General features: G+C 45.8%; 18 protein-coding genes. 12 read left to right on the top strand and 6 right to left on the bottom strand.

The genetic code is table 11. The annotated features are described in order from the left end of the window. Positions 1-77: 77 nt before the first annotated feature. The 7 genes from murB to ACWP87_RS08165 all read left to right on the top strand — a co-directional run bounded on the left by murB (position 78) and on the right by ACWP87_RS08165 (position 7,791). Positions 78-977, top strand: a complete 900-nt coding sequence (gene murB, locus ACWP87_RS08195; protein WP_015764894.1) for a UDP-N-acetylmuramate dehydrogenase — start codon at positions 78-80, stop codon at positions 975-977. A 36-nt stretch (positions 978-1,013) separates the two neighbouring features. Next, a complete protein-coding gene (locus ACWP87_RS08190; protein WP_014569386.1) occupies positions 1,014-3,128 on the top strand; it encodes a cation:proton antiporter in 2,115 nt (704 codons plus the stop codon). A gap of 223 nt (positions 3,129-3,351) precedes the next feature. Next, positions 3,352-3,891, top strand: a complete 540-nt coding sequence (locus tag ACWP87_RS08185; RefSeq protein ID WP_005684568.1) for a helix-turn-helix domain-containing protein — start codon at positions 3,352-3,354, stop codon at positions 3,889-3,891. Between the two features lie 13 nt (positions 3,892-3,904). Then, positions 3,905-4,993: an ABC transporter ATP-binding protein gene (locus ACWP87_RS08180; RefSeq protein WP_005688752.1), complete on the top strand. Its 1,089-nt coding sequence runs from the start codon at positions 3,905-3,907 to the stop codon at positions 4,991-4,993. Positions 4,994-5,086: 93 nt separating this feature from the next. Next, entirely contained in the window at positions 5,087-5,911 is an 825-nt protein-coding gene (locus tag ACWP87_RS08175; RefSeq protein ID WP_005684570.1) for an ABC transporter permease, read from the top strand. Continuing rightward, positions 5,901-6,734: an ABC transporter permease gene (locus tag ACWP87_RS08170; RefSeq protein ID WP_005684571.1), complete on the top strand. Its 834-nt coding sequence runs from the start codon at positions 5,901-5,903 to the stop codon at positions 6,732-6,734. Before ACWP87_RS08175 ends, ACWP87_RS08170 begins: the two co-directional genes overlap by 11 nt. Continuing rightward, positions 6,718-7,791: an ABC transporter substrate-binding protein gene (locus ACWP87_RS08165; protein WP_005684572.1), complete on the top strand. Its 1,074-nt coding sequence runs from the start codon at positions 6,718-6,720 to the stop codon at positions 7,789-7,791. The genes ACWP87_RS08170 and ACWP87_RS08165 overlap by 17 nt, the downstream gene beginning before the upstream one ends. A gap of 210 nt (positions 7,792-8,001) precedes the next feature. On the opposite strand, the gene ACWP87_RS08160 is transcribed toward ACWP87_RS08165, so the two are convergent. Together ACWP87_RS08160 and ACWP87_RS08155 are read right to left on the bottom strand one after the other, a co-directional pair. Continuing rightward, the gene (locus tag ACWP87_RS08160) at positions 8,002-8,574 is read right to left on the bottom strand and encodes a DUF5067 domain-containing protein (protein ID WP_014569387.1); all 573 of its coding nucleotides are present in this window, start codon (positions 8,572-8,574) and stop codon (positions 8,002-8,004) included. Between the two features lie 27 nt (positions 8,575-8,601). Beyond that, positions 8,602-8,967 (bottom strand): hypothetical protein, encoded by a 366-nt coding sequence (locus ACWP87_RS08155; RefSeq protein ID WP_005688760.1) that lies wholly within the window; start codon positions 8,965-8,967, stop codon positions 8,602-8,604. 321 nt (positions 8,968-9,288) lie between these two features. On the opposite strand from ACWP87_RS08155, the gene ACWP87_RS08150 reads away from it, so the two are divergent. Continuing rightward, complete coding sequence (locus ACWP87_RS08150) at positions 9,289-9,480, top strand: hypothetical protein (protein ID WP_014569388.1); 192 nt, start codon at positions 9,289-9,291, stop codon at positions 9,478-9,480. Positions 9,481-9,671: 191 nt separating this feature from the next. Here ACWP87_RS08150 and ACWP87_RS08145 read toward each other — a convergent pair whose 3' ends face one another. The 4 genes from ACWP87_RS08145 to ACWP87_RS08130 form a co-directional block, all read right to left on the bottom strand. After that, positions 9,672-12,464 (bottom strand): cation-translocating P-type ATPase, encoded by a 2,793-nt coding sequence (locus ACWP87_RS08145; protein ID WP_014569389.1) that lies wholly within the window; start codon positions 12,462-12,464, stop codon positions 9,672-9,674. 75 nt (positions 12,465-12,539) lie between these two features. Then, on the bottom strand, positions 12,540-13,220 hold the full coding sequence (locus ACWP87_RS08140) for a TetR/AcrR family transcriptional regulator (RefSeq protein ID WP_014569390.1): 681 nt from the start codon (positions 13,218-13,220) through the stop codon (positions 12,540-12,542). Positions 13,221-13,253: 33 nt separating this feature from the next. Next, entirely contained in the window at positions 13,254-14,393 is a 1,140-nt protein-coding gene (locus ACWP87_RS08135; protein ID WP_014569391.1) for an ABC transporter permease, read from the bottom strand. Further along, a complete protein-coding gene (locus ACWP87_RS08130) occupies positions 14,383-15,117 on the bottom strand; it encodes an ABC transporter ATP-binding protein (protein ID WP_014569392.1) in 735 nt (244 codons plus the stop codon). The genes ACWP87_RS08135 and ACWP87_RS08130 overlap by 11 nt, the downstream gene beginning before the upstream one ends. 260 nt (positions 15,118-15,377) lie before the next feature. Here ACWP87_RS08130 and cdaA point away from each other — a divergent pair, with 260 nt between their 5' ends. From cdaA to glmS, 4 genes are all read left to right on the top strand, one after another. Next, on the top strand, positions 15,378-16,235 hold the full coding sequence (gene cdaA / locus ACWP87_RS08125) for a diadenylate cyclase CdaA (RefSeq protein WP_005684581.1): 858 nt from the start codon (positions 15,378-15,380) through the stop codon (positions 16,233-16,235). Continuing rightward, on the top strand, positions 16,232-17,371 hold the full coding sequence (locus ACWP87_RS08120) for a CdaR family protein (protein WP_014569393.1): 1,140 nt from the start codon (positions 16,232-16,234) through the stop codon (positions 17,369-17,371). The genes cdaA and ACWP87_RS08120 overlap by 4 nt, the downstream gene beginning before the upstream one ends. A 12-nt stretch (positions 17,372-17,383) precedes the next feature. Further along, entirely contained in the window at positions 17,384-18,748 is a 1,365-nt protein-coding gene (gene glmM, locus ACWP87_RS08115; RefSeq protein ID WP_014569394.1) for a phosphoglucosamine mutase, read from the top strand. A 766-nt stretch (positions 18,749-19,514) separates the two neighbouring features. Further along, positions 19,515-21,326: a glutamine--fructose-6-phosphate transaminase (isomerizing) gene (glmS, locus tag ACWP87_RS08110; RefSeq protein WP_005716005.1), complete on the top strand. Its 1,812-nt coding sequence runs from the start codon at positions 19,515-19,517 to the stop codon at positions 21,324-21,326. Positions 21,327-21,333: the final 7 nt, after the last annotated feature.

Below are 21,333 nucleotides of genomic sequence, written 5' to 3'. Positions count from 1 at the left end.
CTCATAGGTCGTTCTGTGTTCATGCGCCCGAATTTCTGCTAAAATAGTAAGTAGTCTTTTTGAAAGGACCTGATGTTGTGGTAGACGCACCACGGATACTTGAAGGTATCACCATGTTGCATGATGAGCCGTTGAGTCATTATACCTTTACAAAAACCGGTGGGCCGGCTGATTTGCTTGCGTTTCCTAAAGACGTGGCTGAAGTTCAGGCTTTGGTTGAAATGGCTCGGGAGCGGGATATGCCGTTAACGGTCATCGGCAACGCCAGCAATTTAATTGTGCGTGATGGCGGCATTCGGGGGTTAGTCTTGATTTTAACGGCGATGAAAAAAATCACCGTGAATGGTAACGATGTAACGGCTCAGGCGGGGGCCCGGCTGATTGACACAACCGAAGCCGCTTACCGGGCCGGATTAACCGGACTTGAGTTTGCGGCCGGGATTCCCGGCAGTGTCGGTGGCGCGTTATTCATGAACGCGGGCGCTTATAACGGTGAAGTCTGCAGTGTGATCAGTCAGGCTTACGTTTTGACGCGCGCAGGGGAACTCAAAACTTACAATCATCGTGAATTAAACTTTCGCTATCGGCATAGTGTGGTTCAAGATACCGGTGACATTGTCTTGAGTGTCACCTTTTCCATGAAGTTTGGCGATAAGCCTACTATTCGGGCCAAGATGGATGAACTCAATGCAAGACGGGCAGCTAAACAGCCACTGGAGTATCCATCATGTGGCTCGGTGTTTAAACGTCCCCCGGATCATTTTGTTGGTCCGATGATTCAAAAAGCCGGTTTGCAAGGGCATATCATTGGCGGTGCGCAGGTATCGAAAAAACATGCCGGGTTTATCATTAATTTAGGCAATGCAACGGCAACCGATTATCTTGATATGATCCACCTTATTCAAAAAACGGTTAAAGCCAAGTTTGACGTTGACCTAGAGCCTGAAGTTCGGATCATTGGCGAACCGTTACACTAAGCAATATCTTAAAATCTATTTGAAAGGGGCTACACAATGCATTTAGTCGAAGCCGTCTTATTCTTGATGGCATTGGTCATCATCTCAAACGTGCTCAGTCATTACATTGTGGCTGTCCCGGTTTCTTTGATTCAAGTCGCGCTGGGACTAGGCGCGGCTTTATTTTTTCATTTAACGATCAATTTAGCGACTGATTGGTTTATGTTGCTTTTCATTGCCCCGCTGCTGTTTTACGATGGTCGGCATTTTCCGCGGCGAGAACTATGGGAGTTGCGTGGTCCGATTATGGGGAACGCCATTTTTCTGGTGTTTGCAACGATGCTGGTCGGAGGTTACTTAATTCATTTCCTGATTCCGCCATTACCGTTACCAGCGAGTTTTGCGTTGGCAGCCATCCTTAGTCCTACCGATCCGATTGCGGTACAGAGTTTGGCTAAGCGTGTGCATTTGCCAAGCGGGGTTTTGCACTTGGTGAGTGGCGAAAGTCTGATCAACGATGCCAGTGGCTTGATTGGGTTTAAGTATGGCATCGCGGCCACCATGACCGGAGCATTTGCACTTGGCCATGCTGTTCGGGACTTTTTCTATGTGGCGTTAGTAGGGGCGTTAGCTGGCTTGGTGCTAATCGGCTTGATTAATTTGAGTCGCAACTGGCTTTTGCAACAAGGGATCAATGATGTCATTTTGCATACGATTTTGCAGGTGTTGACACCGTTTTTCATTTATTTGATTGTGGATGAATTTATGCATGCTTCTGGCGTCATTGCTGTCGTAGTAGCCGGTTTACTGAGCAATACGCAGCATAATCGGTATGTCGCTGCGTTGCCGGAGTTGCGGATTGTTTCTGAACGGACGTGGGATTTAATTGTTTATACCCTGAATGGGATTATTTTTCTTATCTTAGGGATTGAGCTTCCTGTTGCCATGCGGGACACAATAGCCGATCATGAAGTCAACACATGGCAAGCTCTTGAATTTGTTGTGATTGTTTATCTCGGCATTTTGGTTTTGCGGACGTTATGGATTTATGGCTACATGTGGCTTACGGTTCGTTCAAAAGGCAATCCTCCTTCTTGGCGGGCGGCGTTGTTAAGCGGTATTTCGGGTGTCCGCGGTGCTATTACGCTAGTCGGTGTGTTTGCTGTTCCCGCGGCATTGGCAAATGGCCAGCCGTTTCCCGAGCGCAGTCTGATGCTGTTTATTGCTGCCGGCGTTGTCGTCTTGAGCTTAATCGTGGCGATTGTAGCCTTGCCGCTGGTGACGCGCTCAGTCGCACCGTTGCAAACCCGTGGCTCCACGATTGCCGCAGATGGTAGCAGCGATGTCGCCGAGGATGATGAAAATAGTCACGATGTTCGCATTATCTCTCAGCGTCAAGCTCAGCTGTTTGTCTATCAAATGGCAGTTCGTCGCGTTGAATCCGAGCGGCGGGAGTCAAATCAAAAAGCGGCACTTGATCTGATCGCCGAATATCAAAACCTGATTCGGCGCCTGGAGCTAGCCGAGGATACCGGCGCCGCCATTCCGCCATTGGTTCAAGATGAGCTTGATTTACGTAAGGTGGGGGTCCAAGGCGAGTTATATGCGTTAGATGACTTATGGCGCGAGAACAAAATCATGTCCAAAAGTTATGCCAAAGCTCACAAACAACTGCAGCATCGTCTGGATGATTTGAATTCAATGGCGAAACGCTCCGGCCGACCAACATTGCGCATGCTTCTTGACCGGTCCGCGTTGAAGCTATCCCACTTTTGGTACACGGTTGCGAGTGAACAGAATCGCTCGCATCGCTTTTTCAATGAGAAACTGTTTATTGAAAAGGAAACGGCAAAAGGCGGCTTGAAGTATTTGTCCCAATTTCTACGCCAAAAAGAAAACAAGGCCCATCATTACAACCGTCAAGTGATTTATTCGTTGATTGTTCAGTACCGCAATCGAATTGCATCGGTTAAAGCATTGAACACCCACAAATCAACGCAATATGAACATGAACTCGGCCGATTACGCGCGATTGCGTTTGCAGTCGAGCGAACGGCTATTCACGACCTACTTGAAAAAGGGTATATCACCATGGCCATGGCCCAGCGCTTAAATCAAAATGTTAACTTCGCGGAAAATGCTGCAACTTTAACTTCGATGGAAGAAGTTTAGGAACTGGGATTAAAAAATAGCTCGACAAACAAACGGCGACCAGATGTTCTCAAATGAGCATGTGCGGGCGCCGTTTTGTTGTATCAAAGGGCATTTAAGCTGCCGTGAAATTTTTTTTTGAAAATCAGCTATAAAAGCTTGCGTTGGTGCGTGACGTTCGTATAATAGGCAGAGTTAGTAAACTTAAAGTTTAGTTTAACGAAACTTATAAAGGCGGTGTGCCATGGACATTGGCAGTAAAATTCGTGATTTGCGCATTCGCAAAAACCTGACCCAAGAAGAGTTAGGGGAACGAACTGATTTATCAAAGGGTTATATTTCGCAAGTTGAACATGATCAAAGTTCGCCGTCACTGGAAACCTTTTTTGATATTTTAAGCGTTTTAGGTGAGTCGCCAGCCGATTTTTTCCGTGAAGAACCAGTTGATTCACTGGTCTATCATGCTTCGGATCAGGTGACTTATCTTGATGAGGACAAAGGTTATCAATTGAAGTGGTTAGTTCCGGAGAGTAATGAAAACGAGATGGAGCCGGTGATGATTGATTTTGCACCGGATGGGATTTTTAAAACTTTCGAACCATCACCGGCGGAAACGTTTGTGTATGTGGTTAGCGGCAAAGTGAAGTTGTTGCTGGGTGAACAGACTTATGTCGCTAAAAAAGGGGAAACTATTTATTTCCACGCAACGAAACAACATCAACTGGTGAACGCCGCAACGGGTCGCAGCAAATGCCTGCTGGTTGCGACGGCATCTTATCTATAAGGAGTTGGGGTCATTGAGCAATATCATTGTTGAACTGAAGCATGTCGGAAAACGTTATGGCGACACGCAGGTATTAAAAGATGTCAATATCGAAATTGAACAAGGCAAGTTCTACACATTACTTGGTCCGTCCGGGTCTGGTAAGACGACGATTCTGCGCGCCATTGCCGGGTTTCTGGATGTTTCGGAAGGCGAAGTGCTTTTTGATGGCAAACGGATTAATGATGTACCGGCAAATCAGCGCAAGGTTAATACGGTATTCCAAGATTATGCGTTATTCCCGCATCTTAATGTTTTTGACAATGTTGCGTTTGGATTACGTCTGCATCGGATGAGCAAGGAAACGATTAAGACCAAGGTGACAGACGCGCTTAAAATGGTTCGGTTGCAAGGCTATGCTGACCGGGAAATCTCTGAATTGTCTGGCGGCCAGCAGCAGCGGGTAGCCATCGCCCGCGCCATTGTGCTGGAGCCACAAGTGTTATTGTTGGATGAACCATTATCGGCACTGGACGCAAAGTTACGTAAAGATATGCAGTATGAGCTGCGCGAGTTACAAGAACGGCTCGGGATTACCTTTTTGTTTGTGACCCATGATCAAGAAGAAGCATTGGCACTGTCAGATGAAATTTTTGTCATGAATGATGGTCAGGTTCAGCAAAGTGGCACCCCGGTTGATATTTACGATGAACCGGTGAATCACTTTGTTGCGGATTTCATTGGTGAAAGTAATATCATTCAGGGGCATATGATTAAAGATTTCCTGGTCGAATTTAACGGTAAGCAATTTGAATGTGCCGATGCAGGGATGCGGCCGAATGAACCGGTCGAAGTGGTTTTACGGCCAGAAGATCTTGATATCACCGCAGCCGATGCCGGCAAAGTGAACGTTGAAGTCGATACCCAATTATTCCGCGGCGATTATTATGAAATTGTTGCTTACGATCAGCTTAAGAATGAGTGGTTGATTCATTCGACCAATCCGGCAAAAGACGGCGAGACGGTGGGGTTGACGTTTGATCCTGAAGACATTCACGTTATGCGGCTAAACGAATCCGAAGAAGAATTCGATGCGCGGCTGGAAACTTATGAAGGCGATTAAGCACAGTATTGACAGCGACTTTACTGTGACCGTGTCCGTTAACGCACGGTTTCGGCTAAGCACCGTTTGATTTCTAATCTGAGGAGGGTCATCGTGAAAAAATCCACCACGAATGTAGCATTTTACACGCCTTACGTGATGTGGCTCGCGTTGTTTGTGATCGCGCCAATGGTGTTGATCGTTTATCAAAGTTTCTTTGATATTAGCGGCCATTTTACCTTGGCAAATTATCAGACTTATTTTCAGTCCGGCACTTATATTATGATGACGATTAATTCAGTCTGGTATGCCTTTTTAATCACACTTGCAACATTGCTAATCAGCTATCCGACCGCTTACTTTCTGCATTATGCCAAGCACAAGCAGCTATGGTTGCTGCTGATTATTCTGCCAACCTGGATTAACTTGTTGCTTAAAGCATATGCGTTTATTGGCATTTTTAGTCAGGATGGCGGCGTGAATAGTTTCTTGGGCATGTTCGGAATTGCCCCGCAGCAATTTTTGTTTACTGATTTCAGCTTTATCTTTGTCGCCGCTTATATTGAAATTCCGTTTATGATTTTACCGATTTTCAATGCGATTGAAGAATTACCTGAAAATTTGGTCAATGCCTCACGTGATTTGGGTGCCAAAGGCTGGCAGACATTTACCAAAGTTGTCTGGCCACTGACCATTTCCGGCGTTAAATCGGGCGTTCAGGCAGTGTTCATCCCTAGCTTGAGCCTGTTCATGTTAACGCGCTTGATCGGCGGGAACCGGGTGATCACACTAGGGACCGCGATTGAAGAGCATTTTCTCACCACCATGAACTGGGGGATGGGTTCCACAATCGGCGTGGTCTTGATTGTGGCCATGTTTGTGATTATGTTCCTAACCGGTGAACGAAAGAAGAAGGGGGTCCGCCGTCATGAAGCGTAAGTTTAAGTGGTCCAACCTTTATCTGATTTTCGTCTTCATCTGTTTATATGTTCCGATTTTTTATCTGGTCATTTATTCATTTTCAACCGGCGATCGTATGAGTAACTATTCCGGGTTTACCTGGAAACACTATGCCGAACTTTTTGCGGATACCCGGATGATTCAAATCGTTTTGGATACACTGCTTGTGGCGTTACTATCCAGCCTGATCGCCACGATTATCGGGGCATTAGGTGCGCTTGCGATTGATCGTACCAGTCGGCCGGTGGTTAAAAATACGGTGCTGTCATTGAACAATATTTTAATGGTCAGTCCGGATGTCATCATTGGGGCCAGTTTCTTAATCTTTTATACCGCGTTAAAAGTGCCGCTGGGTTTCTGGTCGGTACTGATGAGCCATATTGCCTTTTCCATTCCGATTGTGGTGTTGATGATTTTACCGCGGCTACAGGAAATGAGCCATTCCATGCTTGATGCTGCGCGTGATTTGGGTGCTTCAAACTATCAGGTGCTGACGCGGGTCATTGTGCCATATATCACACCGGGAATTTTCTCGGGTTTCTTCATGGCCTTCACCTATTCGCTGGATGATTTTGCCGTAACCTTCTTTGTGACCGGTAACGGCTTTGAAACGCTAGCGGTGGAAATCTATGCCCGGGCACGTCAGGGAATTAGCTTGGAAATCAACGCATTATCTGGCGTGATGTTCGTCTTTGCTTTGCTGCTGGTGGTGGGGTACTACTTTATCCAACAAGCGGGACAGAGCAGGCGGGCAAAACACAAGCGAGAAAGCGAGGCGTTACTCAATGAAACGACTCATTAGTATTGCGGTTGCGATCCTGGCAGTCTGTCTCGGATTAGCTGTTTGGAGCGAGAACTTACAAAAATCGCAAGGAGATACCGGTGACAATACACTGAATCTTTTTAATTGGGGCGATTATATTGATCCGGCCTTGATCAGTAAATTTGAAAAGCAAACTGGCTATCATGTCAATCAAGAGACCTTTGATTCCAACGAAGCGATGTTTACCAAGATTCAACAGGGCGGCACCAGCTATGACCTGACTGTTCCTTCAGATTATATGATCGAGAAAATGAAGAAGGCCAATTTGCTATTACCGCTGGATAAAAGTAAATTACGCGGCATGCAGCATATGGACCCGCGTTTAATTAATAAAGAATTCGATCCAAACAACAAGTACAGCATTCCGTATTTCTGGGGCACACTGGGCATTATTTATAATGACAAGTTTGTCAATGCCAGTGAGGTCCAACACTGGAACCAATTGTGGAATCCGAAGTTTAAAGATTCGATTATGTTGATCGACTCAGCCCGTGACGTTTTTGCGCCAGCCTTAATCTCGCTAGGCAAATCGGTCAACGAAACTAATCCGCAGACGCTTGCTGTTGCCAAAGCCAAACTCGATCAGTTATCACCCAACGTCAAAGCTGTCGTTGCGGATGAAATCAAGATGTACATGGCAGAAAATGAAGCTAAAATTGCCGTCGACTGGTCAGGTGAAGCCAGCGAAATGTTGGCTAATAATAAACACCTGCACTATGTCGTTCCTCAAGAAGGCAGCAATCTCTGGTTTGATAACCTTGTCATTCCTAAGACGGCCAAGCATTTCAAAGCGATCTATGCCTTTCTCAACTTCATGATGGAGCCAAAGAACGCCGCTCAAAATGCAGAATACGTGGGTTACGCCACACCAAATGCAACGGCTAAAAAGCTATTGCCTAAAAGTGTTCAAAACGATCGCCAATTCTACCCTGATGACGAAACTATGAAACATCTTGAGATCTATTCCGATCTGCCACCTGCCAAAGTTGGTCTATACAATGATTTATTCTTAGAATTTAAGATGTACCGCCGCTGAGGGTTTTGGTACCATTCAGTCCGCCACGGTTAGCTTAAAAGGCTGACTTGGCGGGCTTTTTTGTTTGGAGCTTTTGGCTGCTTTAAAAACCTTCGAAACGATGCTTTATATTTTTGGACAACAAAAATAGCCCTCAAAATCTTAACGCTTATGGTGGAGAATAAGCATTGACAGGAAGATTTTCCGAGGGCCGATTATTGCGTCTAAATGTTACTTCACGTTATAGGTTTTGGTGCCAATAGTTTGGAAACTGGCATTTTCAAACGTAACAGTCACTGGATTATCATTTTTTAGTTCATAAATAAAGACACCTTGAACAGTTTTACCTGGTAGTAAGTTATTATGCATAGCGTTCTCTTGCGCTTCGAAAGGATTTGAGCCATCGTCATTCATTTTAGGCATTCCGCTGGTTAAGTCGACATTTGAAGTGTCGTTTTTTTGTTTAACATTCATCGATACCATTCCAGCCATTGGCATCTGTTCTTTCTTGGAAGTGTTTGTAACGTCCACAAATAAGACAAGATTCTTCTTTCCTTGCTCGTAGGCATCCTGGACTTCTGCTTTAGTGAACTTGAAGGTCATATTTGCTGTGACCCAAGTATCATTCTTAAAAGACCAACCACTTTTTGGGGTAGAGGTTTTGTTTTCTGCCTTTTCTGCTTTTTCAGCAGTGGAAGTTTTCGAGGCTGACGAGTTATCCTTACTTGCTGAACTGGAACTACTGCAACCGGCTAAAAAAAATATTGATAAGGTTGCGACTGTCACTAAAATCAGTTTTTTCATTTTCTCCTCCTAGGACTATCATGCTGACTAAGCAACCTTGTTTTGCTTGCGTGGATGTTGCAAAAACAGGAACACAATAGCAATAATTAATAGAACAATAGCAGGAAACGCAAATACAGCAGAAATGCCAAAGCAGAGTGATCCAATGACTCCCAGGATTCCGCCGACAAGTGAAATATGGTGTTTGTAGCTCTGCCATAGTGCAACAGCGTTTAGAACTACGCCAATCCACGCAACTGTGTAAAAGAAAATGCCTGCGCCAGATGTGACATTGGTTTTATTGGCCGCGTCATTAACGGCAGTTGCAAAGATAACAAACCAAGATGATGCGAAGATAAAGCAGGCAACAATGTCGTAAATGGCAGTCCAAATATTAATCTTTATCTTGCCCATAAAAATCCAACCCCTTTACAAAAAGCTTTTGTATCATAACGACACTTAAATAGGATCAACACCAAAGCCTTGTGTGATAATACTTAGATACAACAATTAGGTTTATTTTGATTTGGGATATCACTTCTTTCATAAATGCCAACGTTTCATGTAAATAGTGCAATGGGATTTTTATTAGTTCGTAATTTCCCAATACCGTTTTAAATTTAAGGCAGTGAGATAGATTAATGCAAACTTTACGCTTGGGCGTGCTTATTCGGTTTTTTTAAAAGAGTAGTACAAGCAGCTGCAATCGGGTACCATAGTGATGAGGTGATCGCGATGAAGAAGCATAGTCGGCATAGTGAAGGCGTGTGGCTGGATATCGTTTGTTGTATCAGTCTATGGCTGGCGGTTGGAAGTTTGGTGGCCGCAGCGACGGTGATTCATATTAATCGGCCATATATCATTATTGTGTTGGCATTAGCTTTTTGTGCGATTGGCGAAACGGTGGCGGTTTTTAAAAATTGGTGATTGGCCAGAATGATCTGCATCAGCTAGGTAAGTTCTGGATATGCACCCGCTTTCATTTTCGCGACGAGTGTAGCATAAGTTTATTTCGTTTATCAAAAGATATGCATGGTAATTTGGCTTTAAAAATTAAAAGTGACACTAAAAAATGGCCTCGGAAAGTTCAAATTCCAAGGCCATTTTCTTAGTGTTGCTTATTCGACACGCTTTACCTTCGCATGGGCTAAGCGCCGACGATTGAGCCATTTCCGTCCTTCTTCGATTAAGAAGAGTGGAATCGGGATGATGGCTAGGAAGATCCAATCGGTGAGGGCTAGTGGGCCCGTGTGGAAGAGTTCCTGTAAGAACGGGGTGTAACTGAGTAGGGCCAGCAGGAAAATTTCAAAGATAATGCCGAACCAGACAAGTCGATTGGCAAACAAACCGACTTTGAAGACTGAGGCATTTTCCGTGCGGCAATTCATGGCTGCAGCAATTTGACAGAAGATAATCGCAGCTAAGGTCATGGTAGTCGCCATGACATAAGTTGAACCGCTTGTGGCTAAACCGTGTGTCGGCCAGCCGTCCAGATGATTGACGAAGAAGTAAGCGCCGCTAGAGATGATTGAAGCAATCAGACCGTACCACGCGAAGGCTTTCCACAAGACGGTTCGGCTCATCAGGTGAGCATTACGTGCGCGCGGTGGTTTGTCCATAATCCCGGGCTCGGCTTTTTCAGATCCCAGTCCCAAAGCAGGCATCATGTCGGTTCCGAGGTCAACGGTTAAGATTTGCATCACGGTTAACGGTAGGGGAATAGCGCCACGTGAGAAGAGGAAAAGCGCAGATGGCACAGCTTCAGGCAGGTTAGAGTTCAAAATATAAATCAGGAACTTTTGAATGTTGCTGTAAACAGTTCGGCCTTCTTCAATCGCCGCAACGATAGAAGCAAAATTGTCGTCCGTGAGAATCATATCGGCTGCATCTTTGGCGACGTCTGTTCCTGTCACGCCCATTGCCACGCCAATATCGGCTTTTTTCAAAGCGGGTGCATCATTGACGCCATCACCGGTGGAAGCAACAATTTCACCCATTTCTTGAAGGGTTGAGACAATTTTATATTTTTGTTCCGGTGCTACCCGCGCAAAAATGATTTCACCAGCAAGCGCTTGTTTGAGGTCGGCTTTACTCATAGCATCCAGTTCGGTGCCGGTGACGACGCGGGCTTTATCAGAGGTTAAGCCGATTTTGACCGCGATGGATTTAGCAGTCAACGATGAATCGCCGGTGACCATAATAATCTTGATACTGGCGTTATGACACTTTTTGATAGCCGCGTAAATCTCTGGCCGTGGCGGATCGGACATAATCGCAAGGCCAACGAATGTGAGCTTGGTTTCAGCCGTTTCAATCGTCAGACCATCGAGCTGTTTTTCTTTGTCAGCTGCTTGCGGGATTTCGCGATATGCCGTGGCAATTGACCGCAAACCTAAAGCTGCATATTTACGGTTGGCCGCATCGATGGCATCTTTGTCAGCTTGCGTTAGCGGTCGGACTTTACCATTTTCTTGAATGGTATCGCAATGTGGTAATAAATCGCTTAATGAGCCTTTGGTACAGATGGAGAGCGTCTGGGGATCGTGTTGGTGGATGGTGGTCATGCGCTTTCGATCCGAGTCGAACGGCAATTCTTTGAGTCGCGGGAACTTCTGGGTGTAGGCGTTCGTATCGATGCCTGATTTTTGCGCCAAAATGACCAGCGAGGCTTCGGTTGGAGTGCCGAGAATTTTCGGTCGTGCTTTGCCTTTTGCCGGTTCGACTTCAGTATCATTATTAAACGCGACCAGTCGGATGAGTAAATCCAGGTCCGGATCGCTGCCATAGTGAATCGGTTGACCGTTTAGCTGGATCTCGCCGTTGTTGACATAGCCTTGGCCAGTGACGGTATAAGTGTGCGCCGGCGTCCAGACGTGATCAACTGTCATCTGATTCTGTGTTAGGGTGCCGGTTTTATCCGAGCAGATAACGGTGGTTTCACCAAGCGTTTCGACACTGTTTAGATCTTTGAGTAAGGCGTGTTTTTTTGCCATCCGCTGAACGCCTTGTGCCAGCGACAACGTGACAGTCGGTAAAAGCCCTTCCGGAATAAACGCAACGATCATGCCTAGCGCAAAAATAAAGCTTTGCGCGACCGGATAATGGACAAAGAAAATAGCAGCAACGAAGAAAAGTACCCCTAAACTGATCGCAATCAACGAAATCTGTTTGGTTAAGCGATTGAGTTCCAGTTGCAATGGGCTTAGACTGCGCTTTTGTTGCTGGGTTAACGCGGCAATCTGGCCGAATTCCGTATGCATCCCCGTTGCAAACGCCACCGCCGTTGCAGTACCGGCGCCAACAGTGGTACCGGCATAAACAAGGTTGGACTCGGCAAACTCGCCTTGTCCGGCATCAAAAGCAACTTTTTTGGATTCGGGTACGGATTCACCGGTTAAGGCACTTTGATCAACCTGAACGGAGGTAGCTTTGATTAACCGGGCGTCAACAGGGACCGCATTACCGGCTTGCAGATTAAACACATCGCCAGGGACAATTTGGGTCGCATTAACTTGCTGCAACTTGCCATCACGATAGACCTGCGTATAGGTCGGCAGCATTTTCATAAGTGAATTCGTCGCTTTTTGAGCTTCATGTTCTTGCCAGTAGCTGAAAATACCATTAATAATATTGACTAACCAAATTGCGATGCCTAGCTCCAATGTGCCGGACAAAATGGCAACAAATCCGCTGACCCAAAGTAAGATCGCCATCACGCTGGTAAAGTTCTTGAGAAAGATCAACAACTGTGATGCCTGCTTTTCGCGGGTAATCGTATTTTCACCGTATTTTGCGAGCCGGGTTGAAGCTTCCTGTTGACTCAATCCGGTTGAAGTTGTGTGTAAATCAGTCATTAAATCTGCAATTGATTCAGTGGCAAACTTACGCCGCGTCTCCTTTTCATTCTTCATGACTCAAGCACGTCTCCTTTGAAAAAACGTTTAACTCCATTCTAACGTTCTGCGGGATGGAAAACACCAAAAGTGCTAATTTTCATGAGTTGGCGGGGCAGGATAAGCGACTTCTCCTTGTAAGCCGCGCTCAAGAAAGGTGACGGCTTCATTAACCGCGGTGTTGAGATCAAATTGTGATTGGATATCGAGTATGACCGGAAGCAGATAACTGAACACCGTGCCGAAAACGTACTGCAGAATTCGGATCACCGGCCAATTAACGAGAACGCCTTTTTCCTGGTATGCGGTTAGTAAATGCGTGGCTTCACCCAGAAATTGCGTTTGAAACTGTTCTGCTAGTGTCTTGCTCAAAGATGAATCGCGCAAAAGGGTGGCAATAAGAATGCGCAATTGAGCTTGATTGGTGATGGCAAATGTCATGCGATCGCGGACAATAAACGTTAAAAAAGTATGCAAATCAGGCAGATGATGCTCGCCAACTTCATGAATAAACTCTGTGATCGCGCTGGGGATGACCTGTTGAATCATCGGAGCCAATAGCGCACGGAGAATACCTTCTTTGGTTTTAAATTGTTTGTAGACAGTGCCTTCGCTGACTTGGGCGACCCGGGCAATTTCTTGGGTACTGGTGCGATCGTATCCTTGTTCGGAGAAGAGCTTTAAACTGGCCTTGAGTACGGCTTGTTGTTTGGTTGATAGCTGACTATCTGCAAGTGATGCCGAGAATAAATCGGTGATATTATGCGGTTTCATCGAGCTACACTTCTTTCATAAATTGAATTAATTTCAGACTTGACGATATTTGCGCATTGTCAAAAGATTCAGGCCTAAAAATAGCAGGAAAAAGCCTACTAATGCAATGACATCAGGGTATAAAACTGCTAGTGATTGGCCTTTGGTAATAATTCCGGTTAACGCATTGGCACCATAATAAAGTGGCATTAAATGCGCAATGGGTTGCAGCCATCCAAGCATCTGATTGACAGGAATCAATCCGGTGAAAAAAATCTGGGGGATCACAATAATAGGAATAAACTGCAACATCTGAAACTCACTGTTGGCAAAGGTTGAAATGAGCAAGCCAAGCGCAAGTGCTGTTAATGCCAGCAGTAAATTGATTAGAAAAATGGCCGGAATGCTGCCAAGAATTTGGATCTTAAAGACCACCAAGGCATAGCCGACAATCAAAACCGTTTGAATGACCGCAAAGATCCCGTAACCAAGTAGGTACCCACTGATGATTTCACCGCGACGAATCGGAGTCGCCAGCAAGCGATAAAGCGTTCCAGTTGTCCGTTCGCGCAGTAAGGCAATGCCGGAAATCAAAAAGACAAAGAAGAAGACGATAAAGCCAATAAGAATCGGTAACAAAGTATCAAAGTAAGTGGATTCAGCCGACCCGTAGCGATAGTGGGTTGTCATGCGATAATTGGTCTGCTTGGGTTGTTGCGGGATGGGGACTTGTACCGCACCGTGCGTGGCTTGTTGTAACGCGCCCGCCAGTTTATTTAAGGCAATCGCTTGTGTTTTAAGGCTGGTGGCCGCAGCTTTTAGTCTTAACTTAACGGTGGCAGCCTGTAATGTTTGCTTCAACAGCGTGCTTTGTCCCTGATCGGTGTTGGCAAGCGTTAACGTAAGCTGATCGCCATGTTGCGTTAAAACGCCTGCATAATCATGCTGTTTGATTATGCGGGTAGGTTTTTCAGTGCCAACGTGATGTAATCTTACATGCTTCGTATCCATCGTCTTGGTTAAGGATGTTTGGACGCCATGCACGGCCAAATCAACCTTTGTCGTTGTGTTGGATTGAAATAAGAAGAAGATTAACGTCATGATAAACAAAGGCGCGATAAACATTAAGGCCAGAGTGCGTTTGTCGCGTAACATTTCCTTGAAAATTCGTATCATCAAAGCTTCAGTGCGCATCTTGCTGCCTCCCTGCGGCTAGAAATACCGTTTCAATCGAATCTGCTTGATAGTCAACTTGCAACTGCTTCGGTGTGCCTTGAGCGATTGCTTGACCATTGCGAATCATCATGAGCAGATCCGCTTCTTCAGCGTCCGCCATCACATGGGTGGTTAAAATAATTGTCACGCCTTGTTTTGCCAGTCGATGCAATTCCTGCCAAATCTGGCGACGTAACGCAGGATCGATGCCAATCGTTGGCTCGTCTAAAATCAACAATTGTGGTTTGGCAATTAAAGCGATGGCCAACGATAAACGTCTTTTCATTCCACCTGAATAATCCTTGACGGGTTGTTTAAGGGCAGTTTGTAAATCAACAACGTCAGCAGCATACATTAACTGTTTGGTCAGTAAGGAACGGCCAACGCCTTGCATTTTGGCAAAAAAAGTGAGATTTTCGGCTCCGGTTAAGCTTTCGTACAACGCATCGGTTTGCGCCATAAAACCAATGCGGCCTAATAATAATCGATTGGGAACGTGCTGGTTAAAAACGGTAACCTTCCCGGCGCGAGGACGGATCATCCCCATAATGGTGCTGATCAAAGTTGTTTTACCAGCGCCACTAGGACCGATCAAAGCGAGAATCTGACCGCGATTCAACGTTAGATTGATGTGGCTAAGCACCGTTTTTGTACCGTAGCCTTGTTGAAGATCGGAAACCTGGACGATTGTTTGAGTTGACATTTGATTTGCACCTTCTTTTTTTGATAGTGAGTACTCACTCACCTGCATTGTAAGCTATTTGTTAAAAAATGCAACTGATTTACGTATCTCGACCGATGCCTAGGAATTGCGGCGATGAGGCTAATTGTGATGCTGCGTTTGAACTTGGAGGCTGTGAAGGCGGTGCCACGCTTCGTCATTTGTTTCCGTCCTCGCCCGTTCGGTTTCTCGTGGTATAATTATTCAGAAGTTCGATTTTTAACAATAATGGAGGGACGCGGATGCGCACCTATCTCGCAAACTTATTAACTTGGTCCACACTTATTAATTTGGTTGACATCCTCGTCGTCTGGTACGTCATTTATCGCTTGATTATGCTGGTTCGCGGTACAAAGGCGGTTCAATTACTTAAAGGCGTTTTTGTGATTGCGGCCATCAAGATCATTTCCTGGTTCTTGCAGCTGAAAACAGTTGGGTATTTAACGGATTTGGTGATTACATGGAGTGTTCCGGCGCTGGTGATCATTTTTCAGCCTGAAATTCGTCGCGGGTTGGAACATCTTGGTCGGGGCTCACTGATTTTCCGTAGCAATAATAATCAGCATGAAGCAGAAGCACGGATGGTCAAGGAATTGGATAAAGCAATTCAGTACATGAGCAAGCGTCGAATCGGGGCATTGATCACCATTCAAAAGAATACCGGCCTTGAAGATTATATCGAGACGGGGATTCCGCTTGATGCCGATATTAGCGGTGAATTACTGATCAATATTTTTATTCCTAATACACCGCTGCATGATGGGGCAGTCATTATTCGGGATAATCGGATTGCTGTCGCTGCGGCCTATTTGCCATTGTCTGATAGCAACCTCATTCCCAAAGAACTTGGCACCCGTCATCGGGCGGCAGTGGGGATCAGTGAGGTCACGGATGCTTTGACAATTGTTGTGTCAGAAGAAACCGGGGAAGTCACGATTACGAATAACAACAACTTGATTCGCAATCTGACCCGTGAAGACTACATGAAGTTTCTGACCGCACAGCTGGTACCTAAAGAAGAAGCACCTGATCCCAATCCGGTTGTCAGTTTCTTTTCACGTCTTTTTAGTCAACGTAAAAAGAAGGAGGGCAAGCAATGAATCGCTTATGGGATAAACCATGGGTCAATCGGTTGTTAGCCTTGCTTCTTGCAATCGGTTTGTTTGCCTATGTTAATGTCGAGAGTATTAATAATACCCGGCAAAGTGCCAATGATGACACCACCTTGGTCGCTAATAAAACGCAGACCGTGAAAGTGCCGCTTCAGGTTAATGCCAATACCGACAAGTATTTTATTACCGGATATCCGTCAAAAGTTTCAGTAGCATTGACGGGCACGGCTTCTTTAGTCACAATGACAGCAAACACACAGAATTTTCGCGTCATTGCTGATTTAACCAATTTGGGTGTCGGGAAACACCGGGTTCGGCTGAAGGCGGAAGGATTGAATAAGGATCTTAGCTATTCTATTTCGCCAAAGTCAGTGAAAGTTGACATCCAGGTTCGGGATAACAAGACGATGCCGATTCAGGTTCGGTATAATAAGGCAAGTATTGCATCTGGCTATGCAGCTGGTGAACCGAAACTTTCAACGCGCACTGTTGAAGTGACCGGTGCCCGCTCCGTTATCGATTCTATTGCGCAAGTGGTTGCAAATGTCTCGTTAGCGCATAATACGCGTAAGTCGGTTGATCAAGAAGTCTTATTACAGGCACTGGATGACAATGGCAATACCATGAATGTTGTTCTATCACCGCAAACAGTGCATGTCACCTTGCCAATTTCCCAGCCCAGTAAAAAAATAAATGTCGAGCTGAAGCAAACTGGCAATGCCGTCTCCGGACATACGTATGCCTTGTCGTCAGATACAAAACAGGTTACCGTATATGGAGATCAACAGAGTTTGGACAAGCTCAGTAAATTGACCGTTCCCGTTGATGTCAGTGACATAACATCAAGTACTACCCGAACATTTAATGTCACGGATTTAAACGATGGTATTTCTGCCGCTAGTCCGGAAACGATTAAAGTGACTGTCAGTGTTGGTAATACCGGTAGCGGTGATGACGACAATAGTGGTAATAATAGCAGTGGCGCTGAGAGCTCGGCTACTTCATCAAAGACTGCTAGTACAAGTGCCAGTGCTTCTCAATCAAGCTCATCACCAGTGCTTCTCAATCAAGCTCATCAAGTGAAAGCACATCGACAAGTGAAGATTAATGACTGGAAGAAATGAGGAAGAATTAAGATGACAAAGTATTTTGGTACCGATGGTGTTCGCGGCATTGCTAACAAGGAATTGAGTCCGGAAATGGCGTTTCGGTTAGGCCGGACAGGCGGATACGTTTTAACGCAGCATAAGGAAGATGCCAGTCGCCGCCCATTGGTTTTGGTTGCTCGCGATACGCGAATTTCTGGCCAGATGTTGGCCGATGCATTGATTGCCGGTTTACTGTCGGTCGGAATTGAAGTGCTGGATCTTGGTGTTATTACCACACCGGCTGTGGCTTATTTGATTAAAATTCAAGGGGCCGATGCCGGAATTCAGATTTCTGCTTCACACAATCCGGTAGCAGACAACGGCATTAAGTTCTTCGGCGCCGATGGTTATAAACTCTCCGATGAAACCGAAGAAGAAATCGAAGCCTTGCTGGATGCACCGGAAGACAAGTTGCCGCGCCCTGCTGCAGAAGGATTGGGAACAGTCGATGATTATCCTGAAGGTGCCCTTAAATATACGCAGTTCTTGGAACAGACGCTTGCTGATGATTTGAGTGGCATTCATGTTTGTCTAGACGGCGCTAATGGTGCCACCAGCGGATTGGTCAGCCGTATTTTTGCTGATCTTGAAACCGACTTTGATACGATGGCGACAACGCCGGATGGTTTGAACATTAACGCCGATGTTGGCTCAACCCATCCGCAAGCCTTAGCTAAATTCGTGGTTGAAAAAGGGGCCGATGTTGGCTTGGCCTTTGATGGTGACGGTGATCGCTGCATCGCGGTCGATGAGGAAGGCAATATTGTCGACGGCGATAAGATCATGTTCATCCTGGGCAACTACATGAAGTCTCAAGGTCGATTAAAGCAGGACACAGTCGTTACAACCGTTATGAGCAATCTCGGCTTGTATAAGGCGTTGGAAGCAAATGGCATGAAGTCGGTTCAAACGGCAGTCGGTGATCGGCATGTTGTTGAAGCGATGCGCAAAGACGGCTATAACATTGGTGGCGAGCAATCCGGCCACATCATTTTGTTTGACTACCACAACACTGGCGATGGGATGCTCACGGGTATTCACTTGCTGAATGTTATGAAAAAGACTGGCAAAAAGCTTTCTGAACTGGCAACACCGGTTAAGGACTACCCGCAAAAACTTGTCAACGTAAAAGTGGCGGACAAAGAAAATTGGCAAGCCTATCCGGAAATCCAAGCAGCCATTGATACCGTGGAAAAAGAAATGGCTGGTGATGGACGGGTACTCGTCCGCCCTTCAGGTACTGAACCACTTTTGCGGGTCATGGCAGAAGCCAAAACCGAGGACTTGGTGTCACGATATGTTGATCAAATTGTCGATGTTGTTAAGCAGGAAATGGGGAGCTCGGAAGCTTAATTCTGTTTCGAATGGAATCGCCAGCTCGTTTAGTTTGAGTTAGATAACCAAAGCTCAAACTTGATGGTAAGGTGGATCAGCATTCGATAAATCTTTCCAAAAGTGGATCGAGGCTGAGGCATAATTCGCAGCTTCAAAATAAAATCGAACTATTTCTCGTTCCAATCGAGAAATAGTTCGATTTTTTAGATTCCTTGCATAAGCATAAATAGACTTTAACGATTCCAGTGCCAAAGCGGAGCAATCGTAGGCCAGATGGGGCTCAGCCGTGGAACAACACAGCGACCGGGCTTTGTCGCTGATGTTGTTAGGCGACTTGGAGACTGCCGGTCTTGCAGGCTCCAAGCGCCGTCACAGCGTTCCAGCACTATCTGGCCGGAGATTGCGGAGTTTGGCACGGCCCGGAACTATCTTTCTTACTTATCCTCCACAGTATTCGGATTTTAATCAGCATCAGATTCTAAAATAGAATTATGACCCAGCCTCTATCAATTTTTTTCGGTGGCCGTTGCTAGGCGTATTCTTTAAATTTTTTTAAGACTAAAGTGCGCGTTTGGGCAAAACCTTGTTATAAAGGGAAACGATTAACCGAAATGCCGGCTTTTGGCGATCAGATATAGACCGGTTTTACTTACGAAAGTATACCACTAAAAAATAGGTGTTGACATATCGCTTTGTAAAACATATAGTTAGCCTTGTTTTTAACAATACCAATAAATAAACCTGTCTAAACCAATTTTGAGACAGTCGGAAAAGGATGTTGACTATGTGTGGAATCGTCGGTGTTATCGGTAAGAAAAATGCAACCCAAATCTTGCTTAAGGGACTTGAAAAACTTGAGTATCGTGGTTACGACTCAGCAGGTATTTACGTTAATGATCAGGCAGGCCATGATCATTTGATTAAGCGGGTTGGCCATATTTCGAACTTGGAAGAAGCAGTAACGCCTGATGTTCAAGGTGTGATGGGGATTGGGCATACACGTTGGGCGACCAATGGCGGTCCGACCGAAGCCAACGCACATCCGCAAGTTTCCAACGATGAACGCTTTTATCTCGTGCATAACGGGGTTGTGACCAACGCTAATGACTTGAAGCAACAGTATCTTCAAGATATTGAATTGCACAGTGATACTGATACAGAAGTCGTGGTTCAACTCATTGCACTATTCGCTCGGGAAGGATTGTCAGCCAAAGAAGCCTTTCGAAAAACGTTGAAAATGATTCAAGGTTCCTATGCTTTTTCGATGGTTGATCGTTTGGATCCGACAGTTTTGTATATCGCTAAAAATAAGAGTCCTTTATTGATTGGTCGCGGTGAAGGCTTCAATGTCGTTGCTTCAGATGCATTGGCGATGTTGAGTGAAACTGATCAGTTTGTTGAACTGAAAGACCAGGAAATTGTGACGCTAACCGCTGATGCAGTTCATATCGAGACCCTTGATGGCAAGGTAGAAGATCGCAAGCCGTTTACCGTCAAAGTTGATGATGGTGAAGTTTCAAAGGGAACCTATCCATTCTTCATGCTCAAGGAAATTGATGAGCAGCCAATTGTGATGCGGCGACTGGTTGAAAAGTATACCGATGATCAGCAGCATGTGGTGATTCCTGAAGACTTAATGAAAGCCTTACAGAATGCAGATCGGCTTTACATTGTTGCCGCGGGGACCAGCTACCATGCCGGCTTGGTTGGCGCTCCTTTGTTTGAACAGCTGGCTGGCATTCCAACCGAAGTCCATGTTGCTTCGGAATTTGCTTATCATCAGCCATTACTCTCCAAACATCCGTTGTTTATTTTTCTGACCCAAAGTGGTGAAACTGCTGATATTCGTCAGGTTTTGGTTGAAGTCAAAGCGCAAGGTTATCAGACACTGACGATTACCAATGTTGGCAGCTCAACCCTTGCCCGTGAAGCAACTTTCACCTTGTTACTGCATGGCGGGCCGGAAATTGCGGTCGCGTCAACCAAGGCTTACACCGCGCAAATTGCGGTAGAAGCCTTGGTAGCCAAAGCCGTTGGTGAAGCAAAAGGCTTACAAAACGCTAAGGACTTTGATGTGATTCACCAATTAGGTTTGGCAGCAACCGGCCAACAAGCACTGATTGATCAAAAGGATCGGATTCATGAATTGGCAACCGATATGTTCAAAACCACGCGCAATGCTTTTTACATTGGCCGTGGCGGCGACTACTATGCCAGTCTTGAAGCCGCATTGAAACTCAAGGAAATCAGTTATGTGCAGGCTGAAGGGTTTGCGGCTGGCGAATTAAAGCACGGCACCATCGCTTTAATTGAAAAGGATACCCCAGTCGTTGCCATCATCTCTGACCCAGTGACCGCTGCTCGGACCCGCAGCAATGCCGATGAAGTGCAGGCGCGCGGAGCCAAAGTGTTACACATTGCCATGGCGAGCCAAGCCCAAAAAGGTGACCAGATTATCGTCGACGAAATTGATCCGCTTCTGGCGCCACTGGTTACGATCATCCCGGCACAACTGCTGGCTTACTTCACGAGTTCCGATCGTGGGTATGACGTTGACCGTCCCCGCAACTTGGCTAAGTCGGTTACTGTTGAATAGGTCTAAG

Source organism: Lacticaseibacillus sp. 22, from assembly GCF_055413445.1.
This window is presented reverse-complemented; position numbering and strand designations above follow the sequence as displayed.

Excerpts from the sequence above, each read along its gene's own strand:
- cdaA (WP_005684581.1), top strand. The coding sequence starts at position 15,378 with ATGCGCACCTATCTCGCAAACTTATTAACTTGGTCCACACTTATTAAT.
- ACWP87_RS08150 (WP_014569388.1), top strand. The coding sequence starts at position 9,289 with ATGAAGAAGCATAGTCGGCATAGTGAAGGCGTGTGGCTGGATATCGTT.
- ACWP87_RS08130 (WP_014569392.1), bottom strand. The coding sequence starts at position 15,117 with ATGTCAACTCAAACAATCGTCCAGGTTTCCGATCTTCAACAAGGCTAC.
- glmS (WP_005716005.1), top strand. The coding sequence starts at position 19,515 with ATGTGTGGAATCGTCGGTGTTATCGGTAAGAAAAATGCAACCCAAATC.
- ACWP87_RS08190 (WP_014569386.1), top strand. The coding sequence starts at position 1,014 with ATGCATTTAGTCGAAGCCGTCTTATTCTTGATGGCATTGGTCATCATC.
- ACWP87_RS08145 (WP_014569389.1), bottom strand. The coding sequence starts at position 12,464 with ATGAAGAATGAAAAGGAGACGCGGCGTAAGTTTGCCACTGAATCAATT.
- ACWP87_RS08160 (WP_014569387.1), bottom strand. The coding sequence starts at position 8,574 with ATGAAAAAACTGATTTTAGTGACAGTCGCAACCTTATCAATATTTTTT.
- ACWP87_RS08120 (WP_014569393.1), top strand. The coding sequence starts at position 16,232 with ATGAATCGCTTATGGGATAAACCATGGGTCAATCGGTTGTTAGCCTTG.
- ACWP87_RS08165 (WP_005684572.1), top strand. The coding sequence starts at position 6,718 with ATGAAACGACTCATTAGTATTGCGGTTGCGATCCTGGCAGTCTGTCTC.
- ACWP87_RS08135 (WP_014569391.1), bottom strand. The coding sequence starts at position 14,393 with ATGCGCACTGAAGCTTTGATGATACGAATTTTCAAGGAAATGTTACGC.
- glmM (WP_014569394.1), top strand. The coding sequence starts at position 17,384 with ATGACAAAGTATTTTGGTACCGATGGTGTTCGCGGCATTGCTAACAAG.
- ACWP87_RS08170 (WP_005684571.1), top strand. The coding sequence starts at position 5,901 with ATGAAGCGTAAGTTTAAGTGGTCCAACCTTTATCTGATTTTCGTCTTC.
- ACWP87_RS08155 (WP_005688760.1), bottom strand. The coding sequence starts at position 8,967 with ATGGGCAAGATAAAGATTAATATTTGGACTGCCATTTACGACATTGTT.
- ACWP87_RS08140 (WP_014569390.1), bottom strand. The coding sequence starts at position 13,220 with ATGAAACCGCATAATATCACCGATTTATTCTCGGCATCACTTGCAGAT.
- ACWP87_RS08185 (WP_005684568.1), top strand. The coding sequence starts at position 3,352 with ATGGACATTGGCAGTAAAATTCGTGATTTGCGCATTCGCAAAAACCTG.